We start from the raw sequence: 23357 nt of genomic DNA, 5'->3' as shown, positions 1-23357 counted from the left end.
CGCCCTTCTGCTCCCTCTCCCCTGCGGGGAGAGGGCTGGGGTGAGGGGTTGGGGCAGTTGCCAGCGTTTCCGCCTSSGRYYKSSYSWSRSCCCGGGGCAGTTGCCAGCGTTTCCGCCTGGGGCTGCCCCTCACCCCTACCCTCTCCCCGCAGGGGAGAGGGAGTTGCATCGACTACCTCTTCGACGCCCGGGTTCTCGGCTTCGTATTGTTCGGCGGTTTCGGCCTGCGCCGAGGTCAGCGGCGCGGCGACTACTTCGTCCGCCGCATCGACCGCGTCGGTCTCGATCACCACCAGCGCGGCGCCGATCGACACCTGGTCGCCGACTTCGCCCGCGAGTTCGACCACGACGCCGGTCACCGGCGATTCCATCTCGACGGTGGCCTTGTCGGTCATCATGTCGGCGATCGGCGAATCCTCCTCGACGCGGTCGCCGATGGCGACGTGCCACGCGACGATCTCGGCCTCGGAAATGCCTTCGCCGATGTCCGGCAGCTTGAAGGTGAAGCGGGCCATTATGCGTCCTTCATGATCTTTTTCAGGGCTTCGCCGATACGGACCGGCCCTGGGAAATACGCCCATTCGAGGCTGTGCGGGTACGGCGTATCGAACCCGGTCACGCGCTCGATCGGCGCTTCGAGATGGTAGAAACAGCGTTCCTGGACGATCGCCGACAGCTCGGCGCCGAACCCGCTGGTGCGAGTCGCCTCGTGCACGATCATGCAGCGGCCGGTCTTCTTCACGGACGCCTCGATCGTCTCGATATCGAGCGGCACGAGCGTGCGCAGGTCGACGATCTCCGCGTCGATGCCCGCCTCGGCGACGACCGCGGTGCAGACGTGCACCATCGTACCGTAGGCGAGGATCGTGAGCGCCTCGCCCGCGCGGACGATCTTCGCCTTGCCGAGCTCGATCTTGTAATAGCCGGTCGGGACTTCGCCGGCGGGGTGCTTCGACCAGTTCTGCGACGGGCGATCCCAATAGCCGTCGAACGGGCCGTTGTAGATGCGCTTGGGTTCGAAGAAGAGCGTTGGATCATTGTCCTCGATCGCGGCGATCAGCAGGCCCTTCGCGTCATAGGGCGTCGACGGGATCACCGTCTTGATGCCCGACATGTGGGTGAAGAGCCCCTCCGGCGACTGGCTGTGCGTCTGGCCGCCGAAGATACCGCCGCCGAACGGCGAGCGGACCGTGATCGGCGAGGTGAACTCGCCCGCCGAGCGGTAGCGGAGACGCGCGGCTTCGGATACGAGCTGGTCGAGCGCGGGGTAGATGTAGTCGGCGAACTGGATCTCGGGGACGGGGCGCAGTCCGTACGCGCCCATGCCGACCGCGACGCCGATGATGCCGCATTCGGTGATCGGGGTGTCGAACACGCGGGTCTTGCCGTGCTTGGCCTGGAGACCGGCGGTCGCGCGAAACACGCCACCGAAATAGCCGACGTCTTCGCCCATGACGATCACGTCCGGATCGCGCGCCATCATGATGTCCATGGCGGAGTTGATCGCCTGGATCATGTTCATGCGGGTGGTGGGTTCGGCGCCCGCTGCTTCGGACTCGGGTGCTTGCGTCATGTCGCTCATGCCTTGCGATCCCATGGACGGCCGCTGGCCGTTTCCTCGTCGAGCATCTGTTGGCGCTGCTCCTTCAAGTGCCATGGCATTTCTTCGAACACGCCGTCGAACAGCGACTCGAGCGGCTGGTGGAGGCCGTGGCCGAGGATGCCGTTCTTCTCGGCTTCCTTCTGCGCGGCCTTCACCTGCTCGGCGAGTTCCTTGTCCTGCGCGACGTGGCGCTCCTCGTCCCATTCACCGATCTGGATGAGGTGATTCTTCAGGCGCTTGATCGGGTCGCCGAGCGGCCAGGCGTTGGGCTCGCCCTCGCTGCGATACTGGCCGGGATCGTCGGAGGTCGAATGACCTTCCGCGCGGTAGGTGAAGTGCTCGATCAGCGTCGGGCCCTGGTTGGTGCGCGCGCGCTCGGCAGCCCATTCGGTCGCTGCGTAGACCGCCAGCGCGTCATTGCCGTCGACGCGGAGCCCGGCGATGCCGTAGCCGACCGCGCGTGCCGCGAACGTCGTCGCCTCGGCACCCGCGAACCCGGAGAAGCTGGAAATCGCCCACTGGTTGTTGACGATGTTGAAGATTACAGGCGCGCGGTAAACCGTCGCGAATGTCAGCGCCGAGTGGAAGTCGCCCTCCGCGGTCGAGCCTTCGCCGCACCACGTCGCAGCGATCCGCGTGTCGCCCTTGGCGGCGGACGCCATCGCCCAGCCGACTGCCTGCGGGTATTGCGTGGTGAGGTTGCCGGAGATCGAGAAGAAGCCGGCTTCCTTGACCGAATACATGATCGGCAGCTGCTTACCGCCGAGCCTGTCCGCCGTGTTCGAATAGATCTGGTTCATCATGTCGACGAGGCTCCAGCCCCGTGCGATCAGCAGCCCCTGCTGGCGGTACGAGGGGAAACACATATCCTCGTAATCGAGCGCGTACGCCGCCGCGACCGCGACCGCCTCCTCGCCGAGCGCCTTCATGTAGAAGCTGGTCTTGCCCTGCCGCTGCGCGCGGAACATGCGCTCGTCGAACGCGCGGAGCAGCGCCATGCTGCGCAACATGCGGCGCATCACGTCGGGCGAAAGCTTGGGGTCCCAGGGGCCGACCGCGTTGCCGTCGTCGTCGAGCACGCGGACCAATGTATAGGCGAGATCGATGAAGTCGGACGCCTTGTCCGCAGTATCGGGGCGGCGCGCCTCGCCAGCGGGCGGCACGTCGACTTCGGCGAAGTCCACCGCGTCGCCGGGGCGGAACTTCGGCTCGGGGATATGCAGCGTGAGCGGCTGCAAATTGGCGCGCGGATGCTCGCTTGCCATCGTGATTCCATCTCCATGAGGCCGCTGTGACCGCGGAACACTCTTACCGAAGCTTGTTATTAAATTTCAACGTCGATTGCGAGGGGATTTTTGGGAGGGCGATGATCGGGTAGATATTACGGGCCGGCTGAAACACTTACGCAGGCTATTCCGCCAACTCCTTGTTCTCCCGCGAAGGCGGGAGCCCAGACTGGGTCCCCGCCTTTGCGGGGAAACAAGGAGGATCGGGCTATCTATTCAACCGTCTGTTCGATCACCCCGAAGATCGGGTGGCGCTTGTCGTCCTCCGCCCAGATCCGCACGGTATCGCCCTTCTTGAGAAACGGCGTGACGGGCTTGCCGCCCTGGATCGTCTCGATCGTCCGCACCTCGGCGAGACAGGAGTATCCCACTCCGCCGTCCGCGACCGACTTGCCGGGGCCACCATCGGTACCGCGATTCGAGACGGTGCCCGAGCCGACGATCGTTCCCGCGCCAAGCTTGCGCGTCTTGGCGGCGTGCGCCACCAAAGTACCGAAATCGAACGTCATGTCCTCGCCCGCTTCCGCACGGCCGAGCGGCTGCCCGTTGAGGTCGACCATCAGTTTCCGGTGCAGCTTGCCGTCCTTCCACCAGTCGCCGAGCGCCGCCGGCGTCACGAACACGGGGGAAAACGCGCTGGCGGGCTTCGACTGGAAGAAGCCGAAGCCCTTGCCGAGCTCGCCGGGAATCAGATTGCGCAGCGACACGTCGTTGGTCAGTCCGACCAGCAGGATCGCCGCCAGGGCCTCGTCACGGGTCGCGCCCATCGGCACGTCGCCGGTGACGACCACCACCTCGCCCTCCATGTCGCAGCCCCACGCCTCGTCGGCGAGCGGGATCGGATCGCGCGGGGCCAGGAAGCCGTCCGATCCACCCTGATACATCAGGGGATCATGCCAGAAGCTGTCGGGCATCTCCGCCGCACGCGCCTGTCGCACCAGCGCCACGTGGTTCACATAGGCCGAGCCGTCCGCCCATTGATACGCGCGCGGCAGCGGCGACTCGGCATCGTGCTCGTGGAAACGCCGCATCGGAATCATCTCGTGTTCGAGATCGGTCGAAAGATTCTCCAGATCGGGCGCCAATCGCTCCCAGTCGTCGAGTGCGGCCTGCAACGTCGGCGCGATATGCCCCGCATCGGCGTACCAGGCGAGGTCGTTCGAGACGACGACGAGCTTGCCGTCTCGTCCCCGTGTCGCATCGGGATGCTTCAGGCTGGCCAGTTTCATGTGCTGATCCTCTCCATGTTTTCCCGACTCCTACGCCTTTGTTCCGACGCAAGTCGAGCACTCACGTTGCACGACCCAGATGACTATGCGCCAGCCCCAAACCTGATTTTAGTAAGAGCGGAGGCGTTACCTTCGCGGTATGCAGGACGTCACCCCCGGATCGAGGATATCCAGCATGCCCAGATACTTCTTCGATATCGACAATCACGAACGCTATGTCGACGACGAGGGCACGGACCTGGCGAATGCCGACGAAGCCCGGATGCAGGCGGTAATATTCGCCGGCGATTATCTGCGCGAACACCCCGATCTGGTCGGCAACGGAAGCCGTTTCAGCGTCGCAGTCCGCGACGAGGGCGGCACGATCCTGCTGAACGTGGAGGTTACCGCCAGCGACCCCGTCGCGACGGGAATGTCACAGCCCTGAGCGCGGCCCTGAGCGCGGCGATCCGTCACATTCACGACATGCACGCGCCGCTCGTGACAATAACATGGGTTTTGTCGACGAGCTCAATCCTGGGATAAGGTCGAGTCCGATACTTCGCGCTATCCCAATGGAGGTGACAGCGAGGGGAATGCTCCTGCCCGGGATGCGGAGCGTGCACGTGGATATCTCCACCGTGACTGATCAGTTGATTCGAAAGTTCGCGTCGCGAGTGACGATGAGTGCTGCCGATTGCGCATTGGTCGCCGCCTTGCCGTTCAAGGTGCGGACGATCGATGCCTCGACCTATATGCTGCGCGAGGGCCAGCATCCGACGCGGTGCGCGTTCATCATTGAAGGGCTCGCTTATCGCCAGAAGCTGACGCCGAATGGCGAGCGCGAGATCGTGTCGATCGTCATGCCCGGCGAATTCGTCGATCTGCAGAACCTGTTCCTCGAGGAATCGGATCACGACATCCAGGCGCTGACGCGACTGACGCTGGCCGACGTGCCGATCAGCGCGTTGCGCGAACTGATCTCAGCCTGCCCCGTCGCCGGCCACGCCCTGTGGGTTGACGCGTTGATCGAATCGTCGATCCACCGCGAGTGGCTGCTGAACGTCGGTCGCCGCAACGCCCGGACGCGGCTCGCGCACCTGCTCTGCGAATTCTCCGTGCGCTTCCGGAAATCGGCGGGGAACGACATGGCGTATGAGCTGCCGATGACGCAGGAACAACTCGGCGATGCGCTCGGCCTGACGCCGGTGCACGTCAATCGCGTGCTGAAGTCGCTCGAGGCGGCGGGATTGATCGCGCGGAAAAAGCGCCAGGTCAGCGTGATAGACTGGCCCGGCCTGCGCGATACCGCGGAGTTCAACGAACGCTATCTGCACCTGAACCAGACGCGGATCTGATCCGGACCCGGCACGGATCTGGTCCCGATCTGGCGGGAACACTCGCTCAAGTTGACTTTTCGCGCGGTTTGCTGCAGTTGCGGCCTATCGAGGCGTAATGCAGCGTGATTGGACCTTAGGGTCTTAGCTCCGCCTCGGTCGTTTCCAACGGGCTTCCCTTTTCACGCGGGGTGTCAAAACACCACCGCCCCTCGCGCGTCCTTGTGTGGATTCGCGAGCCCGGCATCTATTTGAGAGACTATTCATGTCATTTGCAAACCTCGGCCTTGCCGAGCCGCTCGTCCGTGCGCTCGAAGCCAAGGGCTATACCGAGCCGACGCCGATCCAGGCACAGTCGATCCCGATCCTGCTCGAGGGTGGCGATCTGCTCGGCATCGCACAGACCGGCACCGGCAAGACCGCGGCGTTCGTGCTGCCGTCGATCCAGCGCCTGACCGAAAACCAGAAGCGCGTCCTGCCGACGCATTGCCGCATGCTCGTGCTCGCGCCGACCCGCGAACTGGCCAGCCAGATCGCCGACAGCGCCCGCGCCTACGGCCAGTTCAGCAAGATGTCGGTGACGACCGTGTTCGGCGGCACCAGCATCAACAAGAACCGCCAGGACATGAGCCGCGGTGTCGACATCCTCGTCGCCACGCCGGGCCGTTTGATCGACCTCATCGAGCAGGGCTTCGTGAACCTGTCGATGATCGAGATCCTCGTGCTCGACGAAGCCGACCAGATGATGGACCTCGGCTTCATCCACGCGCTGAAGAAGATCGTCCGCATGCTGCCGAAGAAGCGCCAGACGCTGTTCTTCTCGGCGACGATGCCGGTCGCGATCCGCGAGCTGGCGTCGCAGTTCCTGCTCGACCCGAAGACCGTGTCGGTGAAGCCGGCCGCGACGACCGCCGAGCGCGTCGACCAGTATGTCACCTTCTGCAACCAGTCCGAGAAGCAGGCGCTGCTGACGATCACGCTGGCCGATCCGGCAATCGACCGTGCGCTCGTGTTCACGCGTACCAAGCATGGCGCCGACCGCGTCGTGAAGCTGCTCGCGGGCAACGGCATCGCCTCCAACGCGATCCACGGCAACAAGAGCCAGGGCCAGCGCGAGCGCGCACTCGGCGAGTTCAAGCAGGGCAAGGTCAAGGTCCTGATCGCGACCGACATCGCCGCCCGCGGCATCGACGTCTCGGGCGTTTCGCACGTCATCAACTTCGAGCTGCCGAACGTCGCCGAGCAGTATGTCCACCGCATCGGCCGTACCGCGCGTGCGGGCGCCAGCGGCATCGCCGTCGCGTTCTGCGCGGATGACGAGAAGGCGTACCTGCGCGACATCGAGCGGATCACCCGCCAGAAGGTCCAGGTCCGGTCGCTGCCGGACGATTTCGTGAACCTGTCGAACCAGATCAAGCAGACGCGCGTCAAGACGATGGGTGCCGATCCCGAGGTCCGGATCGACCGTCCGCGCGATCCGGCACGTCCGCGCGCAACGCATTCGGCTAACCCCACGGGCAGCAACGGTCGCAACTATGCGGGCGCGAGCCGTGGCGGCCAGGGTGGCGGCGGCGGTCGTCCCCAAGGTGGTGGTCGTCCGGGTGGCCAGGGCGGCGGTCGTCCTGCCGGTGGCGGTCGTCCAGCCGGCGGCGGCGGTGGCGGCCGTGGTCCTGCGCGCGGTGCAGGGCCGAGCTCGGCACGCTAAAGGAGCATTCGTTCGCCTCGCGGGTTTGGTATAGACCAGCCCGCGAGGAGAATGCTCATGGACGTTTCCACGACACCGGTTGCCGAACGCGTCGCGCGCGTGCTGGCGGGACAGCGGATCAGCTGCAACGCCGGCGGAGATGCCGAGTCGGCGTCGCGGCTGATCGACGATGCCTGGCCGGATTACCTGCCGGATGCACTGGCGGTGCTGAAGACGTTGCGCGAGCCCGACAAGGCGATGGCCGCGGCGGGGGATCCGGCGATCTGGGAAGCGATGATCCTCGCGGGGATCAAGAGCGCCAAGCCGGTGACGGTAATCCTCTAATCCTTGTTTCCCCGCGAAGGCGGGGCTCCAGTCTGGGCACCCGCCTTCGCGGGTGAACAAGCTTGGCGTACACACACTCAGCACGCATACACCACCCCGGCGAAGGTCGGGGCCCAATTGGCAAGGCCAGCGTAACGAAGCACCTCCCTCCGTTACAACCGCCTCCCAACTGGGCCCCGGCCTCCGCCGGGGTGGTGTTTTGGTTAGCTTCGATGGCCTAAATCAGCGGATCGTTGTCAGCCATTCCGCTTCGTCCGCTCGCTCCGTGCGCAACGCATTGGCAGGCGCGCTTTTGTCTTCGTAGCCGATCGCCATGCCGCAGAAGAGCATGCGGTCGTCGGGCATGTCCAGGAACGTCCCGATCGTCTCTGGATACATCGCCCAGCATTCCTGCGGGCAGGTCGCTAGCCCCGCATCCACCGCGAGCAGCATTAGGTTTTGCAGGTACATGCCGAGGTCCGACCATTGCGGCGGGCCCATCCGCCGGTCGACCGTGCAGAAATACGCAGCGGGAGCGCCGAAAAATTCGAAATTTCGGGCGAACCATTTCAGCCGTGCCAGCTTGTCGTCGCGGGGGATGCCGAGGTGCGCGTACATCGCTTCGCCGACTGCGAAGCGGCGGTCGCGGTACGGAGCAACGAGGTCTTTAGGATAGATGTCGTAGGCAGTTGCTTCGGACGCGCCGGTCGCGATCTTGTCCGCCATGGTGGCCTTGAGACGAACCATGGCGTCGCCCTGGACGATGGCGATATGCCAGGGCTGGAGATTACCGCCAGTCGCTGCTCGGGATGCTTTAACGGCCAGGTCATGGAGTAGAACTGCGTCGACCGGCGTGTCGAGGAAGCCTCGGACGGAGCGGCGAGCGGCTATGGCTTCGGTCACGTCCATCAGTTTTCTCCCATAAGCCCTGCCCCACCCCGTTCGCCCTGAGCGAAGTCGAAGGGCCTCGGCCCCATGTGCTTCGACTTCGCTCAGCACAAACGGATGGGGGAAGGTCTGCCTTCCCCTACTTGCTTATAGCACGAAGCGGCTCAGGTCCGTGTTCCGCGCGATTTCCTTCAGCTGGCTGTCGACATACGCGCCGTCGATGACGAGGTTCGACCCGCCGCGGTCTTCGGCGTTGTAGCTGACCTCCTCCAGCAGCTTCTCCATCACCGTCTGCAGGCGACGCGCGCCGATGTTCTCGATCTCCGAGTTCACCTCTGCGGCGATGCGCGCAATCGCGGCGATGCCGTCTTCGGTGAATTCGATGCCGACGCCTTCGGTCGCGATCAGCGCCTTGTATTGGAGCGGCAGCGACGCCTTGGTGTCCGACAGGATGGCGACGAAATCGGCTTCGGTGAGGCCCTTGAGTTCGACGCGGATCGGCAGGCGGCCCTGGAGTTCGGGGAGCAGGTCGCTCGGCTTGGCGACGTGGAACGCGCCCGACGCGATGAAGAGGATGTGGTCGGTCTTCATCGGGCCATACTTCGTCGCTACCGTCGTGCCCTCGATCAGGGGCAGCAGGTCGCGCTGGACGCCTTCGCGGCTGATCGAGCCGCCACGGCCGTCGCTGACCGCGATCTTGTCGATCTCGTCGAGGAAGACGATGCCGTTGGCCTCCGCATCGGCCAGCGCCGCGCGGCTGACTTCGTCCTGGTCGAGGCGCTTGTCGGCCTCTTCCTCGACGAGCTTGTCCCATGCCGCGTGGACCGTCAGCTTGCGGCGCTTCAATTGCTGACCGCCGCCGAACGACTTCATCATCTCGCCGAGATTGATCATCTGCGGCGCGCCGCCGGGAATTTCGAACGGCGTGGTCGGCGCCTGCTCTACCTCGATCTCGACTTCGGCGGAGTTCAGATGGCCGTCCAGAAAGCGCTGCTTAAAGCTTTCGCGCGTCGCGGTGCTCGAATCCTTGCCGACCAGCGCGTCGAGCAGGCGCCCCATTGCCGCCTCTTCGGCCTTGTCCTTGACGGCTATACGACGGCGTTCCTTTTCGAGGCGGATCGCTTCCTCAACGAGGTCGCGGGCGATCTGTTCGACGTCGCGGCCGACATAGCCGACCTCGGTGAACTTGGTCGCCTCGACCTTCACGAACGGCGCGTCGGCGAGTTTTGCCAGACGGCGGCTGATCTCGGTCTTGCCGCAGCCGGTCGGCCCGATCATCAGGATGTTCTTCGGCGTGACCTCGTCGCGGAGGTCTTCGCTGAGCTGCTGGCGGCGCCAGCGGTTGCGCATGGCCACGGCGACGGCGCGTTTCGCGGCGGCCTGGCCGATGATGTGGGCGTCGAGCGCGGCGACTATTGCCTTTGGGGTGAGCTGGTCGTTCATTTTGATCTCGCTCCCCTCCCGCAGGCGGGAGGGGTTGGGGGTGGGCTCGCGCTTCCCTCGAAGGTTGGCGCTGGAGGTGAGCGGGCGCCCACCCCCTGCCCCCTCCCGCTTGCGGGAGGGGGAGAAGGAGTTACGTGGTCGAATCCATCGTTTCGACCGTGAGGCGGTCGTTGGTGTAGACGCAGAGCTCGGACGCTATGCCCATTGCTTTGCGGCACAACACTTCCGCATCGGTCTCGTATTCGACCAACGCTCGGGCGGCGGCGAGGGCGTAGTTGCCGCCGGAGCCGATCGCGGCGACGCCGTTCTCGGGCTCGAGCACGTCGCCGTTGCCGGTGAGGATTAGCGTCACATCCTTGTCGGCGACGATCATCATCGCTTCGAGGTTTCGGAGGAACTTGTCGGTGCGCCAGTCCTTGGCGAGTTCGACCGCGGCGCGCAGAAGCTGGCCCTGGTGCGCTTCAAGTTTGCGTTCGAGACGTTCGAACAAGGTGAAGGCGTCCGCGGTCGCGCCGGCGAACCCGCCGATGACGCTGCCGTCGCCCAGTCGGCGGACTTTGCGCGCGTTGGGTTTCATGACGGTCTGGCCCATCGAGACCTGGCCGTCACCAATGACGACAACCTTGCCGCCGCGGCGGACCGAGAGGATGGTGGTGCCGTGCCATGTCGGCATGGCGTGGGGGTCGTTGCTCATAGCCGCGATGTAGGGTGCGGTTTCGGGGGTGCAACGCCCCCGCCCTCGCGCATCTACGTCATCCCCGCGCAGGCGGGGATCCAGACGGGCGAACGTGTCGCTTCATCGCCGAGATCAGCTAATATGGGTTCCCGCCTCCGCGGGAATGACGGAGGAGGTTTGGGCGGTTAGCGCCCCTTCCCCCATTCACGCGCGACCGTATAGCCGAGATAGCCGGTGCCGAAGAGCGCGTAGAGCGGTTCGGGGATCGCGTTCAGGTACGCGGACATGCCGACGGCGATCGCCTGCGTCATCTGCGGGCGGACGGCGGCGATCAGGCCTGCCGGAATCGCACCGAGCAGCAGCGTGTACATAACGTAGAGGAACGTCGGGCGAGCTCGGGTGATCCAAACGTCTGGCGCTGGATCAAGGGGTTGCGGGGTCATTGGCTGTCTCCAGCAAAAGTGAAGTATAGGAAATATAGACGCTGGGAGCGTTTCGTTGCGGGCGTCAGGTGCGGTTGGCCAGCCAGCCGTAGAGGAAGGCCTCGTTGGCGGGGCGGGTCTCAGCAAGGGCGACGTAGCGTTCGCCTTGAAGCGCCTCGATCGCCTTCAGGAGCACGGTCTCGCCGCCGGGTTTTCGGCGGGCGAGGAAGGCGTCGAGCGCGGTCAGGGTCGCGGGGCCGATGCGGCCGTCGAGGGTCATGTCGGGATAGTCGGTGGCGCCTCGGTTGAGCGCGTTGAGCGCGCGTTGGAGGAAGGTGGAGGCGACCGCGGGGCCCATGTTGACGCCCGTGTCGAAGAGTTCTTCGGCGATTTTCGGGGCTCGGGGGGCGATCTGGTCGAAGGCCGGGCGGGTCCAGTATAGGCGGCAGTAGATCTCTTCGGCCTGTGCGCGGGGGAAATTGCGCATGTCGCCGGTGTAGCCGTTGGTGCGAGCCACGCCTTGCGTGATGCCGTAGCGGGAGGGGCCGCCTCGGTCCGCCGGGTGGTTAGTGTAGCCGCCTTCGCGGTCAATTACGGCGTCGATCAGGTGGTCGATTTTCATGATGAGCTCCCCGGTTTTGGTGGCGGGAGCGAACCATATTGGTTCGTTGTAGGACAGGGGATTCGCTTATTCCCAATCCTCCCCCGCAAGGGGGAGGCGGCTGGCGCTTGCCAGACGGAGGGGGAGGACACGCAACAGACATGATCGCTTGCCTCCCCCTCCGACACCTTCGGTGCCACCTCCCCCTGGCGGGGGAGGATCGTTAGGTCGCATCCCAGATCGCACCTCCCCGGCGGAAGCCGGGGTCCAGTTGGGGGAACGGCGCTAACGGAGGGCAGCGCTTCGTTAGCTCCGACGTTCCAGCTGGCCCCCGGCCTTCGCCGGGCTGGTGCCAAGCTTGAGTCAGCCCTCCCCCAAACCGACGCTACGTCCGCGCGGGGTTGGCGGATCGGTGCCCCTAAGGCTATGCGCTCCCTTGAACATTCGACGCGGCGGGCCCTGCCCGCGCGCTCTGGATCACCCGGTCGCCGCCGCGGCCGACAGGTTAGGAAGACCATGGAAGACGATTTCCGCAAAGCCGCGCTCGATTATCACCGCTATCCAAAGCCCGGTAAGCTCTCGGTCGAAGCTACCAAGCGGATGGCGACGCAGCGCGATCTGGCGCTCGCTTACTCGCCGGGCGTTGCCGCCGCGTGCGAGGAAATCGCCGCCGATCCCGACAAGGCGCGGGATTATACCGCGCGGGGCAATCTCGTTGCGGTCATCACCAACGGCACCGCGGTGCTGGGCCTAGGCGCGATCGGTGCGCTTGCGTCGAAGCCGGTGATGGAGGGCAAGGCGGTGCTCTTCAAGAAGTTCGCCGGGATCGACTGCTTCGACATCGAGATCGACCAGCTTGATCCGCAGGCGTTCATCGAGGCGGTCCGCGTGCTCGAGCCGACGTTCGGCGGGATCAATCTCGAGGACATCAAGGCGCCCGAATGCTTCGAGATCGAGACGAAGCTGCGCGAGCTGATGAACATCCCGGTGTTCCATGACGACCAGCACGGCACCGCGATCGTGTGTGCCGCCGCGGTCCGCAACGTGCTCGAGCTGCGCGGCAAGCGGCTCGACCAGATGAAGCTGGTGACGTCGGGCGCCGGAGCGGCGGCCCTGGCGACGGTCGACCTGCTGGTGTCGATGGGGCTCAATCCCGAGAACGTGACGCTGACCGATATCGCCGGCGTGGTGCATGCCGATCGCGGCGACGTGATGCCGCCGAACATGGCGCGGTATGCGCGGAAGACGAATGCGCGGACCTTGCCGGACGTGCTGGAGGGCGCGGATATCTTCCTCGGGCTGTCGGCGCCGCGCGTGCTGAAGCAGGAATGGCTGCACCTGCTCGCGCCGGATCCGCTGATCCTGGCGCTGGCGAACCCGGAGCCAGAGATCCAGCCGGCGCTGGTCCATGCGACCCGGCCCGACGCGATCATCGCCACTGGCCGCTCGGATTTCCCGAACCAGGTCAACAACGTGCTGTGCTTCCCGTTCATCTTCCGCGGGGCGCTCGACGTCGGCGCGACCGAGATCAACGAGGCGATGAAGGTTGCCGCGGTCGACGCGATCGCGGCGCTCGCACGAGCCACTGCGTCCGACGTCGTAGTCACCGCTTACGGCGGCGCGACGCCGGTGTTCGGGCCGACCTACATCATCCCCAAGCCGTTCGATCCGCGGCTGATCCTGCATGTCGCGCCCGCCGTGGCGAAGGCGGCGATGGAGTCGGGCGTGGCGACGCGGCCGATCGAGGATTTCGACGCATATCTGCGTGATCTCGAAGTGTTCGTGTATCGGTCGGGCCAGCTGATGCGGCCGATCTTCGCACGTGCCAAGCAGGCCGGGCGTTCGATCGCGTATGGAGAGGGCGAGGACGACCGGACGCTGCGCGCGGTGCAGACGGTGATCGACGAGGGTATCGGTCGCCCGGTGCTGATCGGGCGGCGCGAGGTGATCGGCCAGAAGATCGAGGCGAGCGGCCTGCGCATGTCGATCGGCACCGATGTCGAGGTGCTCGATCCGGGTACCGACCGCGAGGTGTTCGATCCGTTGCTCGCTGGGTACAACGCGCTGGTCGGTCGTCGCGGCACGCCGCCCGACAGCGCCGAGCGCGCGCTGCGGACGCGACCGAGCGTGGCCGCGGCGATGCTGCTGCGCGAGGGTCGCGTCGACGCGGCCTTGTGTGGTGGCATCGGCGACTGGTGGACGCAGATGACGTACATCATGCCGCTGATCCCGCGGATGCCTGGCGTCTCGCGGCTGTATGCGATGTCGGCCGTGATCCTGCGCACCGGCAGCCTGTTCTTCTGCGATACGCACGTCACGGTCGATCCGACCGCCGAGCAGATCGCCGAGATGACGCTACTGGCGGCCGAAGCGGTGCGGGCGTTCGCGATCGAGCCGAAGGCGGCGTTGCTGTCGCATTCGAGCTTCGGTGCGTCGCGGTCGCCGTCGGCGCAGAAGATGCGCGCGGGGCATGCGTTGCTGAAGGAGTTCGCGCCGGAGTTCGAGTTCGACGGTGAGATGCACGGCGATGCGGCGCTGTCGGAGGCGCTGCGGCGGCGGCTGGTCGCGGATAGCCCGCTTACGGGCTCGGCGAATTTGCTGGTGATGCCGAACATCGATGCGGCGAACATCGCGGTGTCGCTGCTCTCGGCGTCGACCGAATCGCTGCCGTTGGGGCCGATGCTGCTGGGCCTCGCCAAGCCGCTGCAGATGATGGTGCCGAGCGTGACCGCGCGGGGGATCGTGAATTTGAGCGCGGTGGCGGTGGGTCATGCGGCAACGGTGAGCGAGACGGCGTAAGCACCTTTCGGTTCTCCCGCGAAAGCGGGAGCCCGGGGTTACGGGCGGCAGCGTTCGTGGTCCTGGGCCCCCGCGTTCGCGAGGGAACAGGCAAGACTTAATCTGCCGATACGTATCGATGTAAGAAAATGGTCGGAGCGACAGGATTCGAACCTGCGACCCCCACACCCCCAGTGTGGTGCGCTACCAGGCTGCGCTACGCTCCGACCGAACGGGCCGCAAGGCGACCCGAGGGGGGCGCACTACGCGGGGTCCGCGCCTGATGCAAGCCCGAACACGGCGGCGATGTCGGCAGCCATGTTAGATGCGCCCGGTCGCATGACGCCCACGTCTCATCCTGTGGCGATCTGTTGCGCGAGGTTCCAAGCGATGATAGCGGGCGGACCAATGCGGGCGCGACGCGCGACGTCCGGCCCGACCCATCCTTGCGCCTTCTACGGCCCAGCCAGATACGGACCTTCATGTTCATCTCACCAGCTTTTGCCCAGGCCGCAGACGGCGCCACGACGGCGGGGGGCGGGATCGCCTCGTTCCTGAGCCTCGCGCCGCTCTTCCTCGTGTTCGTCGTGTTCTATTTCCTGATGATCCGCCCGCAGCAAAAGCGCATGAAGGCGCTGCAGGCGTCGGTCGCCGCGGTGAAGAAGAACGACAGCGTCGTGACCTCGGGCGGGATCCTCGGCAAGGTGACCAAGGTCGAGGATAATGTTGTCGAGGTCGAGATCGCGCCGAACGTCCGCGTGCGGGTCGTCAAGTCGACGCTGACCGACATCACCAGCCCGAACACGAAGCCGGCAAACGACTGATGTTGGATTTTCCGCGCTGGAAGGTCGGGTCGATCATCGGGTTGCTGGTGGCATTGTGCCTGCTGGCGATCCCGAGTTTCCTCCCCGAGAGCACCACGAGCACATGGGGGCGGATTCCGCATTCCCGCGTCAACCTCGGCCTCGATCTCGCCGGCGGCAGCTATCTGCTGCTTGAGGCGGATACCGCCGACCTCGCTGCGACGCGGATCGAGGCGATGCGCGACAGCGTGGCGGGGACGATGCGCAATGGAACGCCGCGGATCGAGATCGGCGACATTTCCACGCGGGGCGGCCAGCTGACCTTCCTGCTGCGTGATCCTTCGCAGGTCGATGCCGCGCGCGAGCGTCTGCTGGCGATCACCGGCGGTGGCGCGGGCATGAGCGGCCAGCGTGAGTGGGACATCAACGTCGTCGACACGAGCCGGTTCGTGCTCAAGCCGACCCAGGCCGGCCTGACGCAGGCGATCGACACGGCGATGAACGATGCGACCGAAGTCGTCCGCCGCCGTATCGACGAACTCGGCACCAGGGAGCCGACGATCGTCCGCCAGGGCGCGACGCGGATCGTCGTTCAGGTGCCGGGGTTGAAGAACCCACAGGCGCTCAAGGACCTGCTCGGTAAGACCGCCAAGCTCGAATTCAAGCTGGTCGATCAGACCGCGAACCCGACGGATCTCGCCAAGGGCATCGCGCCGATCGGCAGCCAGGTTCTTCCCTATCCGGACAATCCTCGCGGAGAAGGACCGTTCATCGCGGTCAAGCGCTCGGTGATCATCTCGGGCGATCAGCTCGCCGATGCGCGCCAGGAGTTCGACCCGCAGACCAACGCGCCGCAGGTGGCGATCACGTTCAACGCGGTCGGCGGACGTCGCTTCGCCAAGGTCACGACGGATAACACCGGCAAGCCGTTCGCGATCATCCTCGACAATTCGGTGATCTCGGCCCCGAACATCAACGAGCCGATCCTTGGCGGTCGTGCGTCGATCTCGGGCAACTTCACGGTCGAGTCGGCGAACGCACTGGCGATCACGCTGCGATCGGGCAAGCTGCCGGTCGCGCTGAAGACGATCGCCGAGAGTACCGTCAGCCCCGATCTCGGCAAGGATTCGATCCGCGCCGGCGTGCTGGCGTCGATCGTCGCCGCGCTGCTCGTGATCGTGTTCATGTTCGTCACTTATGGCCGGTTCGGCCTGTATGCGAACCTCGCAGTGGTCATCAACATCCTGGTCATCGTCGCCGTCATGGCGATGCTGAACGCGACACTGACCTTGCCCGGTATCGCCGGGTTCGTGCTGACGATCGGGACCGCGGTGGATGCCAACGTGCTGATCAACGAGCGTATTCGCGAGGAGCGGCGACGCGGGCGTAGCGTGATCCAGTCGGTCGAGCTGGGCTACAAGGAGGCCTCGCGGACGATCTTCGAGGCCAACGTGACGCACGCCATCACCGGCGTGATCATGTTGTTGCTCGGCTCGGGTCCGGTGAAGGGCTTCGCCGTCGTGCTGCTGATCGGGATCTGCACGTCGGTGTTCACCGCCGTGACGTTCACCCGGATGATGGTCGCGCTGTGGCTGCGGAAGAACCGCCCCACCACGATCAATATTTGAGGCGGGAGATAACCATGCGCCTGCTGAAACTCGTACCCGACAACACGAACCTGAAGTTCGTCTCGCTCCGTAAATGGGCGTTCGGGCTAACCCTGATCCTCTCGCTTTTGGCGGTCGGCCTCGTCGCGTTCCGCGGTCTGAACATGGGCGTCGATTTCGTCGGCGGCGTGCTGATCGAACAGAACTTCGCGACGCCGCCGTCGATCGAGGCGGTGCGGACCGAGGTCGACCGGCTCGGCGTCGGCGAAGCCTCGATCCAGTCCTTCAGCGATCCCAAGACGCTGTCGATCCGACTGCCCTTGCCGGAAAGCGGTGACGAAGGCGCAACCAACCGCCTGGTGAAGAAGGTTTCGGACGACATCGTAGCGAAATTCCCGGGCTCGACCTTCTCGAAGTACGACACGATCTCCGGCAAGGTCTCCGACGAACTGATCACCAAGGGCTTGCTGGCAGTCGGTCTTTCGATCCTGGGTATCGCGCTGTTCGCGGTGGTGCGGTTCGAATGGCAGTTCGGCGTCTCGACCATCGTCGCGATCGTCCACGATCTGTTGATGACGCTCGGCTTCTTTGCGCTGATGCGGAATTATTTCGAGGTCGACCTCAACATCGTCGCGGCGGTGCTGACGATCATCTCGTATTCGATCAACGACAAGATCGTGATCGACGACCGTATCCGCGAGAACATGCGCCGCTACCGGAAGATGGACATGCGCGAGATCATCGATTTGTCGGTGAATGAGACGCTGCCCCGCACGGTGATGACCTCGGTAACGATCCTGCTCGCGCTGGTCGCGATGCTGGTGCTGGGCGGCCATGTACTGCGCGGGTTCACCGCGGCGATGATCCTGGGTATCGTCGTTGGGACCTACTCGTCGATCTACGTGTCGTCGTCGCTGCTGATCACGCTGGGGCTGCGAGCCGATCCTGCACCGCGCAAGGGCGGCGTGCAGGACGGTGCCGAGCGGGTGGGTCCGAAGGTCGAGCGTTAAATGAGGATGGACCGCGAGAAGACCGATGGGCCGATGATCTCGGCGATCGGTCGGGCCGGGTTCAAGGTCGACGACGGCTATTACACCGCATTGTCGATCAGTCCCGAGCGCGCGGATGGCTGGGAGCCGCCGGCGTTCGAGACGCTTGGCGAAGCGGACGTGGCGGCATTGCTCGCGCTCGATCCGCCACCGGAATTCCTGTTGTTGGGAACGGGTTCGGCGCTGCGCCAGCCGCCGCTCGCATTCAAGCGGGCGGTCGAAGCACGCGGGTTCGGGATCGAGGCGATGGACAGCCGGGCAGCGGCGCGCGCGTGGGCGGTGCTGCGCGGCGAAGGTCGCTGGATCGTCGCGGCGCTGTACCCTCTGGAGGGGTGATCCGCAGTTAGGGCGTAACGCTAGTCTTCACCCGCTAGGTGGAAGATCTTACCGGCGATCCGCGACCAGCCCTGCGAGATGCTCGTACAACGCGGCGGTGTTGGCGTCCCAGGTGAACGATGCGGCAGCATCGCGCGTGGCCTCCTGCGCGGGAGGATCCGACAACAGTCCGCCGATCGCCGCCGCAAACGCGAGGCCATCGCGGATCGTGACCCGGCCGGCATCCGGCGACGTCACCACCTCGTACGCGCCGCCCGCGTCGGTAATCACGATCGGCGTACCGCACGAAAGCGACTCGACCCAGGCGTTGGCGAGGCCCTCCGAACTCGAGGCCAGTGCGCTGACGTCGGCGGCGGCAACCAGTGCCGGCAACTCGGCGTGCGGCACGGCGCCGAGCAGGCGGACGCGGCCGGCAATGCCGTAGCGCGCGATCCGTGCCCGAAGCGCGGCGCGTTCGGGCCCCTCCCCTGCGATCAGCAACGTCACCCCGGGGAGCGCCGCCACCGCATCGATGACGATGTCGTGTCCCTTGCGCGGGATCAGTGCGCCGACCGAGACAACCAGCGGGCCTGCGACGCCGAGGGCTGCCTTTGCGCTGGCGCGATCGAGCGGGTGGAAGCGGTCCTGGTCGACGCCGGTGTGGTGGACGCGAATCCGGTCGGCGGGCAGACCGAGCGCAACCATGTCGGCCTTCATCGCGGCGCTGACCGCGAGCATGCCTGTCGCGTCGCGGCCAGCGTTGCGGACGTGCGCAGCGGTGGCGGGGGCATTGCCCCAATGGTGGATGTCGGCACCGCGCGCCTTGATCGAGACGGGCACGCCGTAGCGTTTGCCGAGCGCGACTGCGGCGGGGCCGTCCGGGAAGAAGAACGACGCGTCGATCACGTCGAACGCGAAGTCCTCGCGGATCGTATCGAGTAGCGGGGTCAGCCCGCGTTCAAGAGCGGCGGCGTGGTGGCGGCCTCTGGTGAACGGCAGCGCGATGAAACGCGGACGGTGTACCTCGATGCCCTTCCACCGTTCCTGCGTCGGTAGCTTGGCGAGGGCCGCGTAATGGCCGAGGCGGCGGAACGGGCCTGGCGGGAGGCCTATCGGCGCTACCGCTTGGAGCGATACGTTCGGGTGCGCGGCTAGGCCGAGCGTCTGGCGCTCGACGAAGACGCCGAAATTCGGGCGGGTCGCATCCGGGAACAGCGTGGAAAGGGTCAGGACGCGGAGCATGGCTGGTGGCTACAGGGGCCGGGTTAATGTGGGGTGAGTTTGGGGACGCCCGATGGTTATGCGCCGCGTGATCGATGAAACGCCACCCCGGCGGAGGCCGGGGCCCAGTTGTGGAACGCAGCTAACGGAGCGTGGTCCTCCATTATTGCCACCTTTCCAACTGGGCCCCGGCCTCCGCCGGGGTGATATTCAGCTGACGAACTTTTGTCCTCGATCACTGTGGATCCCCGCGAAGGCGGGGACCCAGACTGAGCTCCCGCCTTCGCGGGAGAACAAGGTAGCGGGAGATGAGGTTTGAACTCAGATCCGCTTTGCAAGCGGATACGCGAACAGCACGTCCGCATCCGCGCTCGTCGACACCGTCTCGCTACCGGTCATCGTCGCGCATTCGCCAGCCTTGAACGCGACCCCTGCGACATCGCCCGAGCCGGTGATCGGGATCACCCAGCCGGTCGTGCCCTCGGGCAAATTGACGACATGGTCGCCGCCCTTCCAGCGCTCCAGCACGAACTTCGGCCCCTCGACCATGATCGTCCGGCCGGTCTCGATCTCGATCGGCGGCGCGACGGGGACGTACGGGGTCGGATCGGCGACGTCGATGCCGTCCTTCAGGTGGAGTTCGCGGTCGCTGCCATAATCATAAAGACGATACGTGGTCTCGGAGTTCTGCTGGACCTCGATCACGGTCAGGCCACCGCCGATCGCGTGGATCGTGTCCGACGCGCAATACATGAAGTCGCCGGGCTTCACCGGCTTCCAGTCGAGCTTGTCCTCGATCGTGCCGTCGATCGCCGACTGGCGGAGATCGTCCTTCGAGATCGGCGCCTTCGTGCCGACCGCGATCGTCGAGTCGGGCTCGGCGGCGAGGATCGTCCAGCACTCGTCCTTGCCGCGCGGCAGGCCACGCTCATGCGCCTGGTCGTCGTCGGGATGGACCTGGACCGACAGCTGCTGCGACGTGAACAGGTATTTGATCAGCAGGTCGGGCGTGGTGTTGCCGGGCTCCTGGAACCAGACCTCGCCGATCGGCGGCGAGCCGGGTGCGGGATCGTCGAATCCGGGCCAGAGCGTGTCGCGACCCCAGGGCTTCTCGACGCGGTGGGTGTGCAACAATGTGGCCGGCATGACATGATCCTCGACGTGAATGGCGCTTCGAATGGCGGGCACCAACGCGCGACTATTGCCGTGCGATCCAGCCGACGGAAAGGCCCAATGCGGGTATGGCGAAAGGGATTGTTCGCCAACCCCCGCATACGCTAAGGACAACGCCAATGCGTATCCCCCAGTCTCGTGCCCTCGCGGTCACGCTCATCGCCGCGCTTGCGCTCCCCATGGCCGGTTGTGCGAGCGGTCGCGCGTCCAAGGGCGACCTGCCCTATGTCGCGCGCGACGTGGGCACGCTGTACTCGACCGCGAAGCAGCGGCTCGACCAGGGACGCTACAAGGAAGCCGCCCAGCTGTTCGACGAGGTCGAGCGCCAGCATCCCTATTCGATCTGGGCGCGCCGTGCGCAGATCATGTCGGCGTTCAGCTATTACCTCGCCCGCGACTACACGGCGTCGATCAGCTCGGCACAGCGTTTCCTCGCGGTCCATCCGGGCAACCGCGACGCGCCCTACGCCTATTACCTGATCGCGCTCGGCTATTACGAGCAAATCACCGACGTGACGCGCGACCAGAAGATCACCAAGCAGGCGCTCGATTCGCTGGGCGAGCTGATGCGGCGCTATCCGAACACGCGCTATGCGTCGGATGCACGGCTGAAGATCGATCTGGTCAACGACCATCTCGCCGGCAAGGAGATGGAGATCGGGCGGTTCTACGAGACGCGCGGCCAGTGGCTGGCGGCGAATGGCCGGTTCCGCACCGTGATCGACAAGTTCCAGCAGACCACGCACACGCCTGAGGCGCTGATGCGACTGACCGAGACGTATCTGGCGCTCGGCGTGCCGATCGAGGCCGAGAAGGCCGGCGCAGTGCTCGGGCGCAACTATCCCGGGACCGACTGGTACCAGCATGCCTATGACCTGCTAAAGAAGAACCAGGTGCCCGCCGTACCGCCGATGAAGCCCGGCGAGCAGGTGGTGCCGGTGGGCACCAAGGGTACGCCGTCGGTGATGGTCGAGCTGGACGAGCCGGGTTCCACCCCGACCGGTCCGGCGGAGCGTGCACCGGCACCGCGGTCGGCCGGGCAGCCGTCCAACACCGGAAGCTGACGCGCAGTCTCGGACTTCAGGGCCGCGGGTCGTCGGGTTGGAACATAGGGGGATCGCATTGCGCGCCCGTTCGTCTAAGGCGGACATACTATGCTGACCGAACTTTCCATTCGCGACGTGGTGCTGATCGAAGCGCTGGATCTGGGATTCGGCAAAGGGCTCGGCGTGCTCACTGGCGAGACCGGCGCGGGCAAGTCGATCCTGCTCGATGCGCTGGGGCTGGCGCTGGGCGGGCGCGGCGACAGTGGACTGGTGCGGCATGGCGCGGCGCAGGCGGTGGTGACCGCCACGTTCGACGCCCCTGCCCCCGAATCACCGCTCGCGCTGCTCTTCGATGAGAACGGGCTGGAGATCGAACGCGGCGAGCCTCTGATCGTGCGGCGGATCGTCAAGGCGGACGGCGGCAGTCGCGGCTTCGTCAACGACCAGCCGGCGTCGGCGGGGCTGCTGCGCGAGATGGCGCCCCATCTGGTCGAGATCCACGGCCAGCATGACGAGCGCGGGCTGCTGAATGCGCGGGGGCATCGGGCGTTGCTCGATATCTTCGGGCGGACCGAGCCGGGCGCGACCGGCAAGGCTTATGCGGCGTTTCGCACGGCCGAGGCCGAACTCGCCGCCGCCCGCGCGGATATCGAGACGGCGGCGCGCGATCGCGAATGGCTCGAGCATACCGTCGCCGAACTGACCGCGCTGGCGCCTGTCGCGGGCGAGGAAGAGACGCTGGCGGACACCCGGCGCTCGATGCAGCGCGCGGAAAAGATCGCCGACGACCTGGCCGCGATCGACGATTTCCTCGAGGGCAAGGACGGCGGGATGGCGAAGCTGCGCCAGGCTGCGCGCGTGCTGGAACGGATCGCAGAGGATCATGAGGCGCTGGGCAATGCGCTGGCCGCGGTCGATCGCGCGGTGATCGAGGCGTCAGTGGCGGAGGAGAGCCTGCGCGATGCGCGCGCCGAGATGGCGTATGATCCGCGCGCGCTGGAGGATGACGAGGCGCGGCTGTTCGAGCTGCGGGCGATGGCGCGCAAACACCGGGTGCAGCCGGATGACCTCGCCGCGCTGGCAGACGAAATGCGCGCGCGGCTGGAGCGACTCGATGCGGGCGAAGGCGGGATCGCGGTGATCGAGGCGCGGGTGGCGGCGGCGCGGAAAGCATATGATACAGCCTCGGATGCGCTGACCAAGCGGCGGTTGGCGGCGGCGAAGCGCCTCGACGTGGCCGTCGCGGGCGAACTCGCGCCGCTGAAGCTCGACGCGGCGCGGTTCCAGACGGTGGTGGCGCCGCTGGGTGAAGACGGGTGGTCGGCGGCGGGCAAGGACCGCGTCGAGTTCGAGATCTCGACCAACCCCGGCGCGCCATTTGCGGCGCTGACCAAGATCGCGTCGGGCGGCGAATTGTCGCGCTTTATCCTCGCGCTGAAGGTGGCGCTGGCGGAGGAAGGCGGCGCCTCGACGATGGTGTTCGACGAGATCGACCGCGGCGTCGGCGGCGCGGTGGCAAGCGCGATCGGCGAGCGTCTGGCCCGGCTCGCACAGAGCACGCAGCTGCTGGTGGTCACGCACAGCCCGCAGGTCGCGGCACGCGGGGCGAAGCACCTGCTGATCGCAAAAAGCAGCGACGGCACCGTCACGCGAACCGGCGTGCGAGCATTATCCGAAGACGAACGGCGTGAGGAGATTGCGCGGATGCTGTCCGGCGCGACGATCACGGATGAGGCCAGGGCCCAGGCGGAGCGGTTGCTGGAGCGAGCCTGAGGGTATTGGCCTTACAGTTAAGCCCTCCTCCGTCACCCCGGACCTGTTCCGGGGTCCGCCGTTCCGCACGATAACAACTCTCGAATATACGGAACCGTGGATGCCGGAACGAGCCCGGCA

Annotated in this window: 20 protein-coding genes, 1 tRNA gene and 2 pseudogenes; 11 read left to right on the top strand and 12 right to left on the bottom strand. The window is 65.8% G+C overall.

Going from position 1 to position 23357, the window contains the following annotated elements:
- The 4 genes and pseudogenes from VH567_RS12405 to VH567_RS12390 all read right to left on the bottom strand — a co-directional run.
- Window positions 1-515: pseudogene (locus VH567_RS12405) on the bottom strand (biotin/lipoyl-containing protein); the annotation flags it as partial.
- Entirely contained in the window at window positions 515-1522 is a 1008-nt protein-coding gene (locus tag VH567_RS12400) for an alpha-ketoacid dehydrogenase subunit beta (RefSeq protein WP_128454696.1), read from the bottom strand. The gene VH567_RS12400 and the pseudogene VH567_RS12405, both read right to left, overlap by 1 nt.
- Before the next feature lie 56 nt (window positions 1523-1578).
- Complete coding sequence (locus VH567_RS12395; RefSeq protein ID WP_423326526.1) at window positions 1579-2868, bottom strand: thiamine pyrophosphate-dependent enzyme; 1290 nt, start codon at window positions 2866-2868, stop codon at window positions 1579-1581.
- Between the two features lie 233 nt (window positions 2869-3101).
- Entirely contained in the window at window positions 3102-4118 is a 1017-nt protein-coding gene (locus VH567_RS12390) for a fumarylacetoacetate hydrolase family protein (protein ID WP_423326524.1), read from the bottom strand.
- A gap of 175 nt (window positions 4119-4293) precedes the next feature.
- On the opposite strand from VH567_RS12390, the gene VH567_RS12385 reads away from it, so the two are divergent.
- From VH567_RS12385 to VH567_RS12370, 4 genes are all read left to right on the top strand, one after another.
- Window positions 4294-4545, top strand: coding sequence for a DUF6894 family protein (locus VH567_RS12385; RefSeq protein ID WP_423326522.1), 252 nt, complete (start codon window positions 4294-4296; stop codon window positions 4543-4545).
- A 193-nt stretch (window positions 4546-4738) separates the two neighbouring features.
- Window positions 4739-5455, top strand: coding sequence for a Crp/Fnr family transcriptional regulator (locus VH567_RS12380; protein ID WP_423326520.1), 717 nt, complete (start codon window positions 4739-4741; stop codon window positions 5453-5455).
- Between the two features lie 244 nt (window positions 5456-5699).
- Complete coding sequence (locus VH567_RS12375; RefSeq protein ID WP_423326519.1) at window positions 5700-7139, top strand: DEAD/DEAH box helicase; 1440 nt, start codon at window positions 5700-5702, stop codon at window positions 7137-7139.
- A 57-nt stretch (window positions 7140-7196) separates the two neighbouring features.
- Entirely contained in the window at window positions 7197-7463 is a 267-nt protein-coding gene (locus VH567_RS12370) for a hypothetical protein (protein ID WP_423326517.1), read from the top strand.
- A 222-nt stretch (window positions 7464-7685) separates the two neighbouring features.
- On the opposite strand, the gene VH567_RS12365 is transcribed toward VH567_RS12370, so the two are convergent.
- The 5 genes and pseudogenes from VH567_RS12365 to VH567_RS12345 form a co-directional block, all read right to left on the bottom strand.
- Window positions 7686-8351, bottom strand: coding sequence for a nitroreductase (locus VH567_RS12365; protein WP_423326515.1), 666 nt, complete (start codon window positions 8349-8351; stop codon window positions 7686-7688).
- A gap of 126 nt (window positions 8352-8477) precedes the next feature.
- On the bottom strand, window positions 8478-9773 hold the full coding sequence (hslU, locus tag VH567_RS12360; protein ID WP_060526425.1) for an ATP-dependent protease ATPase subunit HslU: 1296 nt from the start codon (window positions 9771-9773) through the stop codon (window positions 8478-8480).
- 130 nt (window positions 9774-9903) lie between these two features.
- Window positions 9904-10446 (bottom strand): ATP-dependent protease subunit HslV, encoded by a 543-nt coding sequence (gene hslV, locus VH567_RS12355; RefSeq protein WP_056066793.1) that lies wholly within the window; start codon window positions 10444-10446, stop codon window positions 9904-9906.
- A 188-nt stretch (window positions 10447-10634) separates the two neighbouring features.
- Window positions 10635-10868: pseudogene (locus VH567_RS12350) on the bottom strand (3TM-type holin); the annotation flags it as partial.
- Window positions 10869-10956: 88 nt separating this feature from the next.
- On the bottom strand, window positions 10957-11493 hold the full coding sequence (locus VH567_RS12345) for a glycoside hydrolase family 108 protein (protein ID WP_423326513.1): 537 nt from the start codon (window positions 11491-11493) through the stop codon (window positions 10957-10959).
- 495 nt (window positions 11494-11988) lie between these two features.
- Between VH567_RS12345 and VH567_RS12340 the strand changes: the two genes are divergently transcribed.
- Window positions 11989-14271 (top strand): NADP-dependent malic enzyme, encoded by a 2283-nt coding sequence (locus VH567_RS12340; RefSeq protein ID WP_423326511.1) that lies wholly within the window; start codon window positions 11989-11991, stop codon window positions 14269-14271.
- A 129-nt stretch (window positions 14272-14400) separates the two neighbouring features.
- Here the strand turns inward: VH567_RS12340 and VH567_RS12335 are convergent.
- Window positions 14401-14477: transfer RNA gene (locus tag VH567_RS12335), tRNA-Pro, on the bottom strand.
- Window positions 14478-14732: 255 nt separating this feature from the next.
- Here VH567_RS12335 and yajC point away from each other — a divergent pair.
- From yajC to VH567_RS12315, 4 genes are read left to right on the top strand one after another with little or no spacing between them, the layout of a single operon-like run.
- The gene (gene yajC, locus VH567_RS12330) at window positions 14733-15074 is read left to right on the top strand and encodes a preprotein translocase subunit YajC (protein ID WP_423326509.1); all 342 of its coding nucleotides are present in this window, start codon (window positions 14733-14735) and stop codon (window positions 15072-15074) included.
- Complete coding sequence (gene secD / locus VH567_RS12325; RefSeq protein WP_423326507.1) at window positions 15074-16681, top strand: protein translocase subunit SecD; 1608 nt, start codon at window positions 15074-15076, stop codon at window positions 16679-16681. Before yajC ends, secD begins: the two co-directional genes overlap by 1 nt.
- Window positions 16682-16695: 14 nt before the next feature.
- A complete protein-coding gene (secF, locus tag VH567_RS12320; protein ID WP_423326505.1) occupies window positions 16696-17670 on the top strand; it encodes a protein translocase subunit SecF in 975 nt (324 codons plus the stop codon).
- Window positions 17671-18045: an MTH938/NDUFAF3 family protein gene (locus VH567_RS12315; RefSeq protein WP_423326503.1), complete on the top strand. Its 375-nt coding sequence runs from the start codon at window positions 17671-17673 to the stop codon at window positions 18043-18045.
- 48 nt (window positions 18046-18093) lie between these two features.
- On the opposite strand, the gene VH567_RS12310 is transcribed toward VH567_RS12315, so the two are convergent.
- Both VH567_RS12310 and VH567_RS12305 read right to left on the bottom strand, forming a co-directional pair.
- Window positions 18094-19266, bottom strand: coding sequence for a glycosyltransferase (locus VH567_RS12310; RefSeq protein WP_423326501.1), 1173 nt, complete (start codon window positions 19264-19266; stop codon window positions 18094-18096).
- Between the two features lie 300 nt (window positions 19267-19566).
- A complete protein-coding gene (locus tag VH567_RS12305) occupies window positions 19567-20391 on the bottom strand; it encodes a class I mannose-6-phosphate isomerase (RefSeq protein WP_423326499.1) in 825 nt (274 codons plus the stop codon).
- Between the two features lie 146 nt (window positions 20392-20537).
- On the opposite strand from VH567_RS12305, the gene VH567_RS12300 reads away from it, so the two are divergent.
- Together VH567_RS12300 and recN are read left to right on the top strand one after the other, a co-directional pair.
- Window positions 20538-21482, top strand: coding sequence for an outer membrane protein assembly factor BamD (locus tag VH567_RS12300; RefSeq protein WP_423326497.1), 945 nt, complete (start codon window positions 20538-20540; stop codon window positions 21480-21482).
- Window positions 21483-21572: 90 nt separating this feature from the next.
- Complete coding sequence (recN, locus tag VH567_RS12295) at window positions 21573-23237, top strand: DNA repair protein RecN (protein WP_423326495.1); 1665 nt, start codon at window positions 21573-21575, stop codon at window positions 23235-23237.
- Window positions 23238-23357 lie beyond the last annotated feature (120 nt).

Source organism: Sphingomonas sp. 4RDLI-65 (genome assembly GCF_049472435.1).
Classification (GTDB): domain Bacteria; phylum Pseudomonadota; class Alphaproteobacteria; order Sphingomonadales; family Sphingomonadaceae; genus Sphingomonas.
The sequence above is the reverse complement of the archived record's forward strand: the minus strand, read 5'-3'. Positions and strand labels throughout refer to the sequence as shown.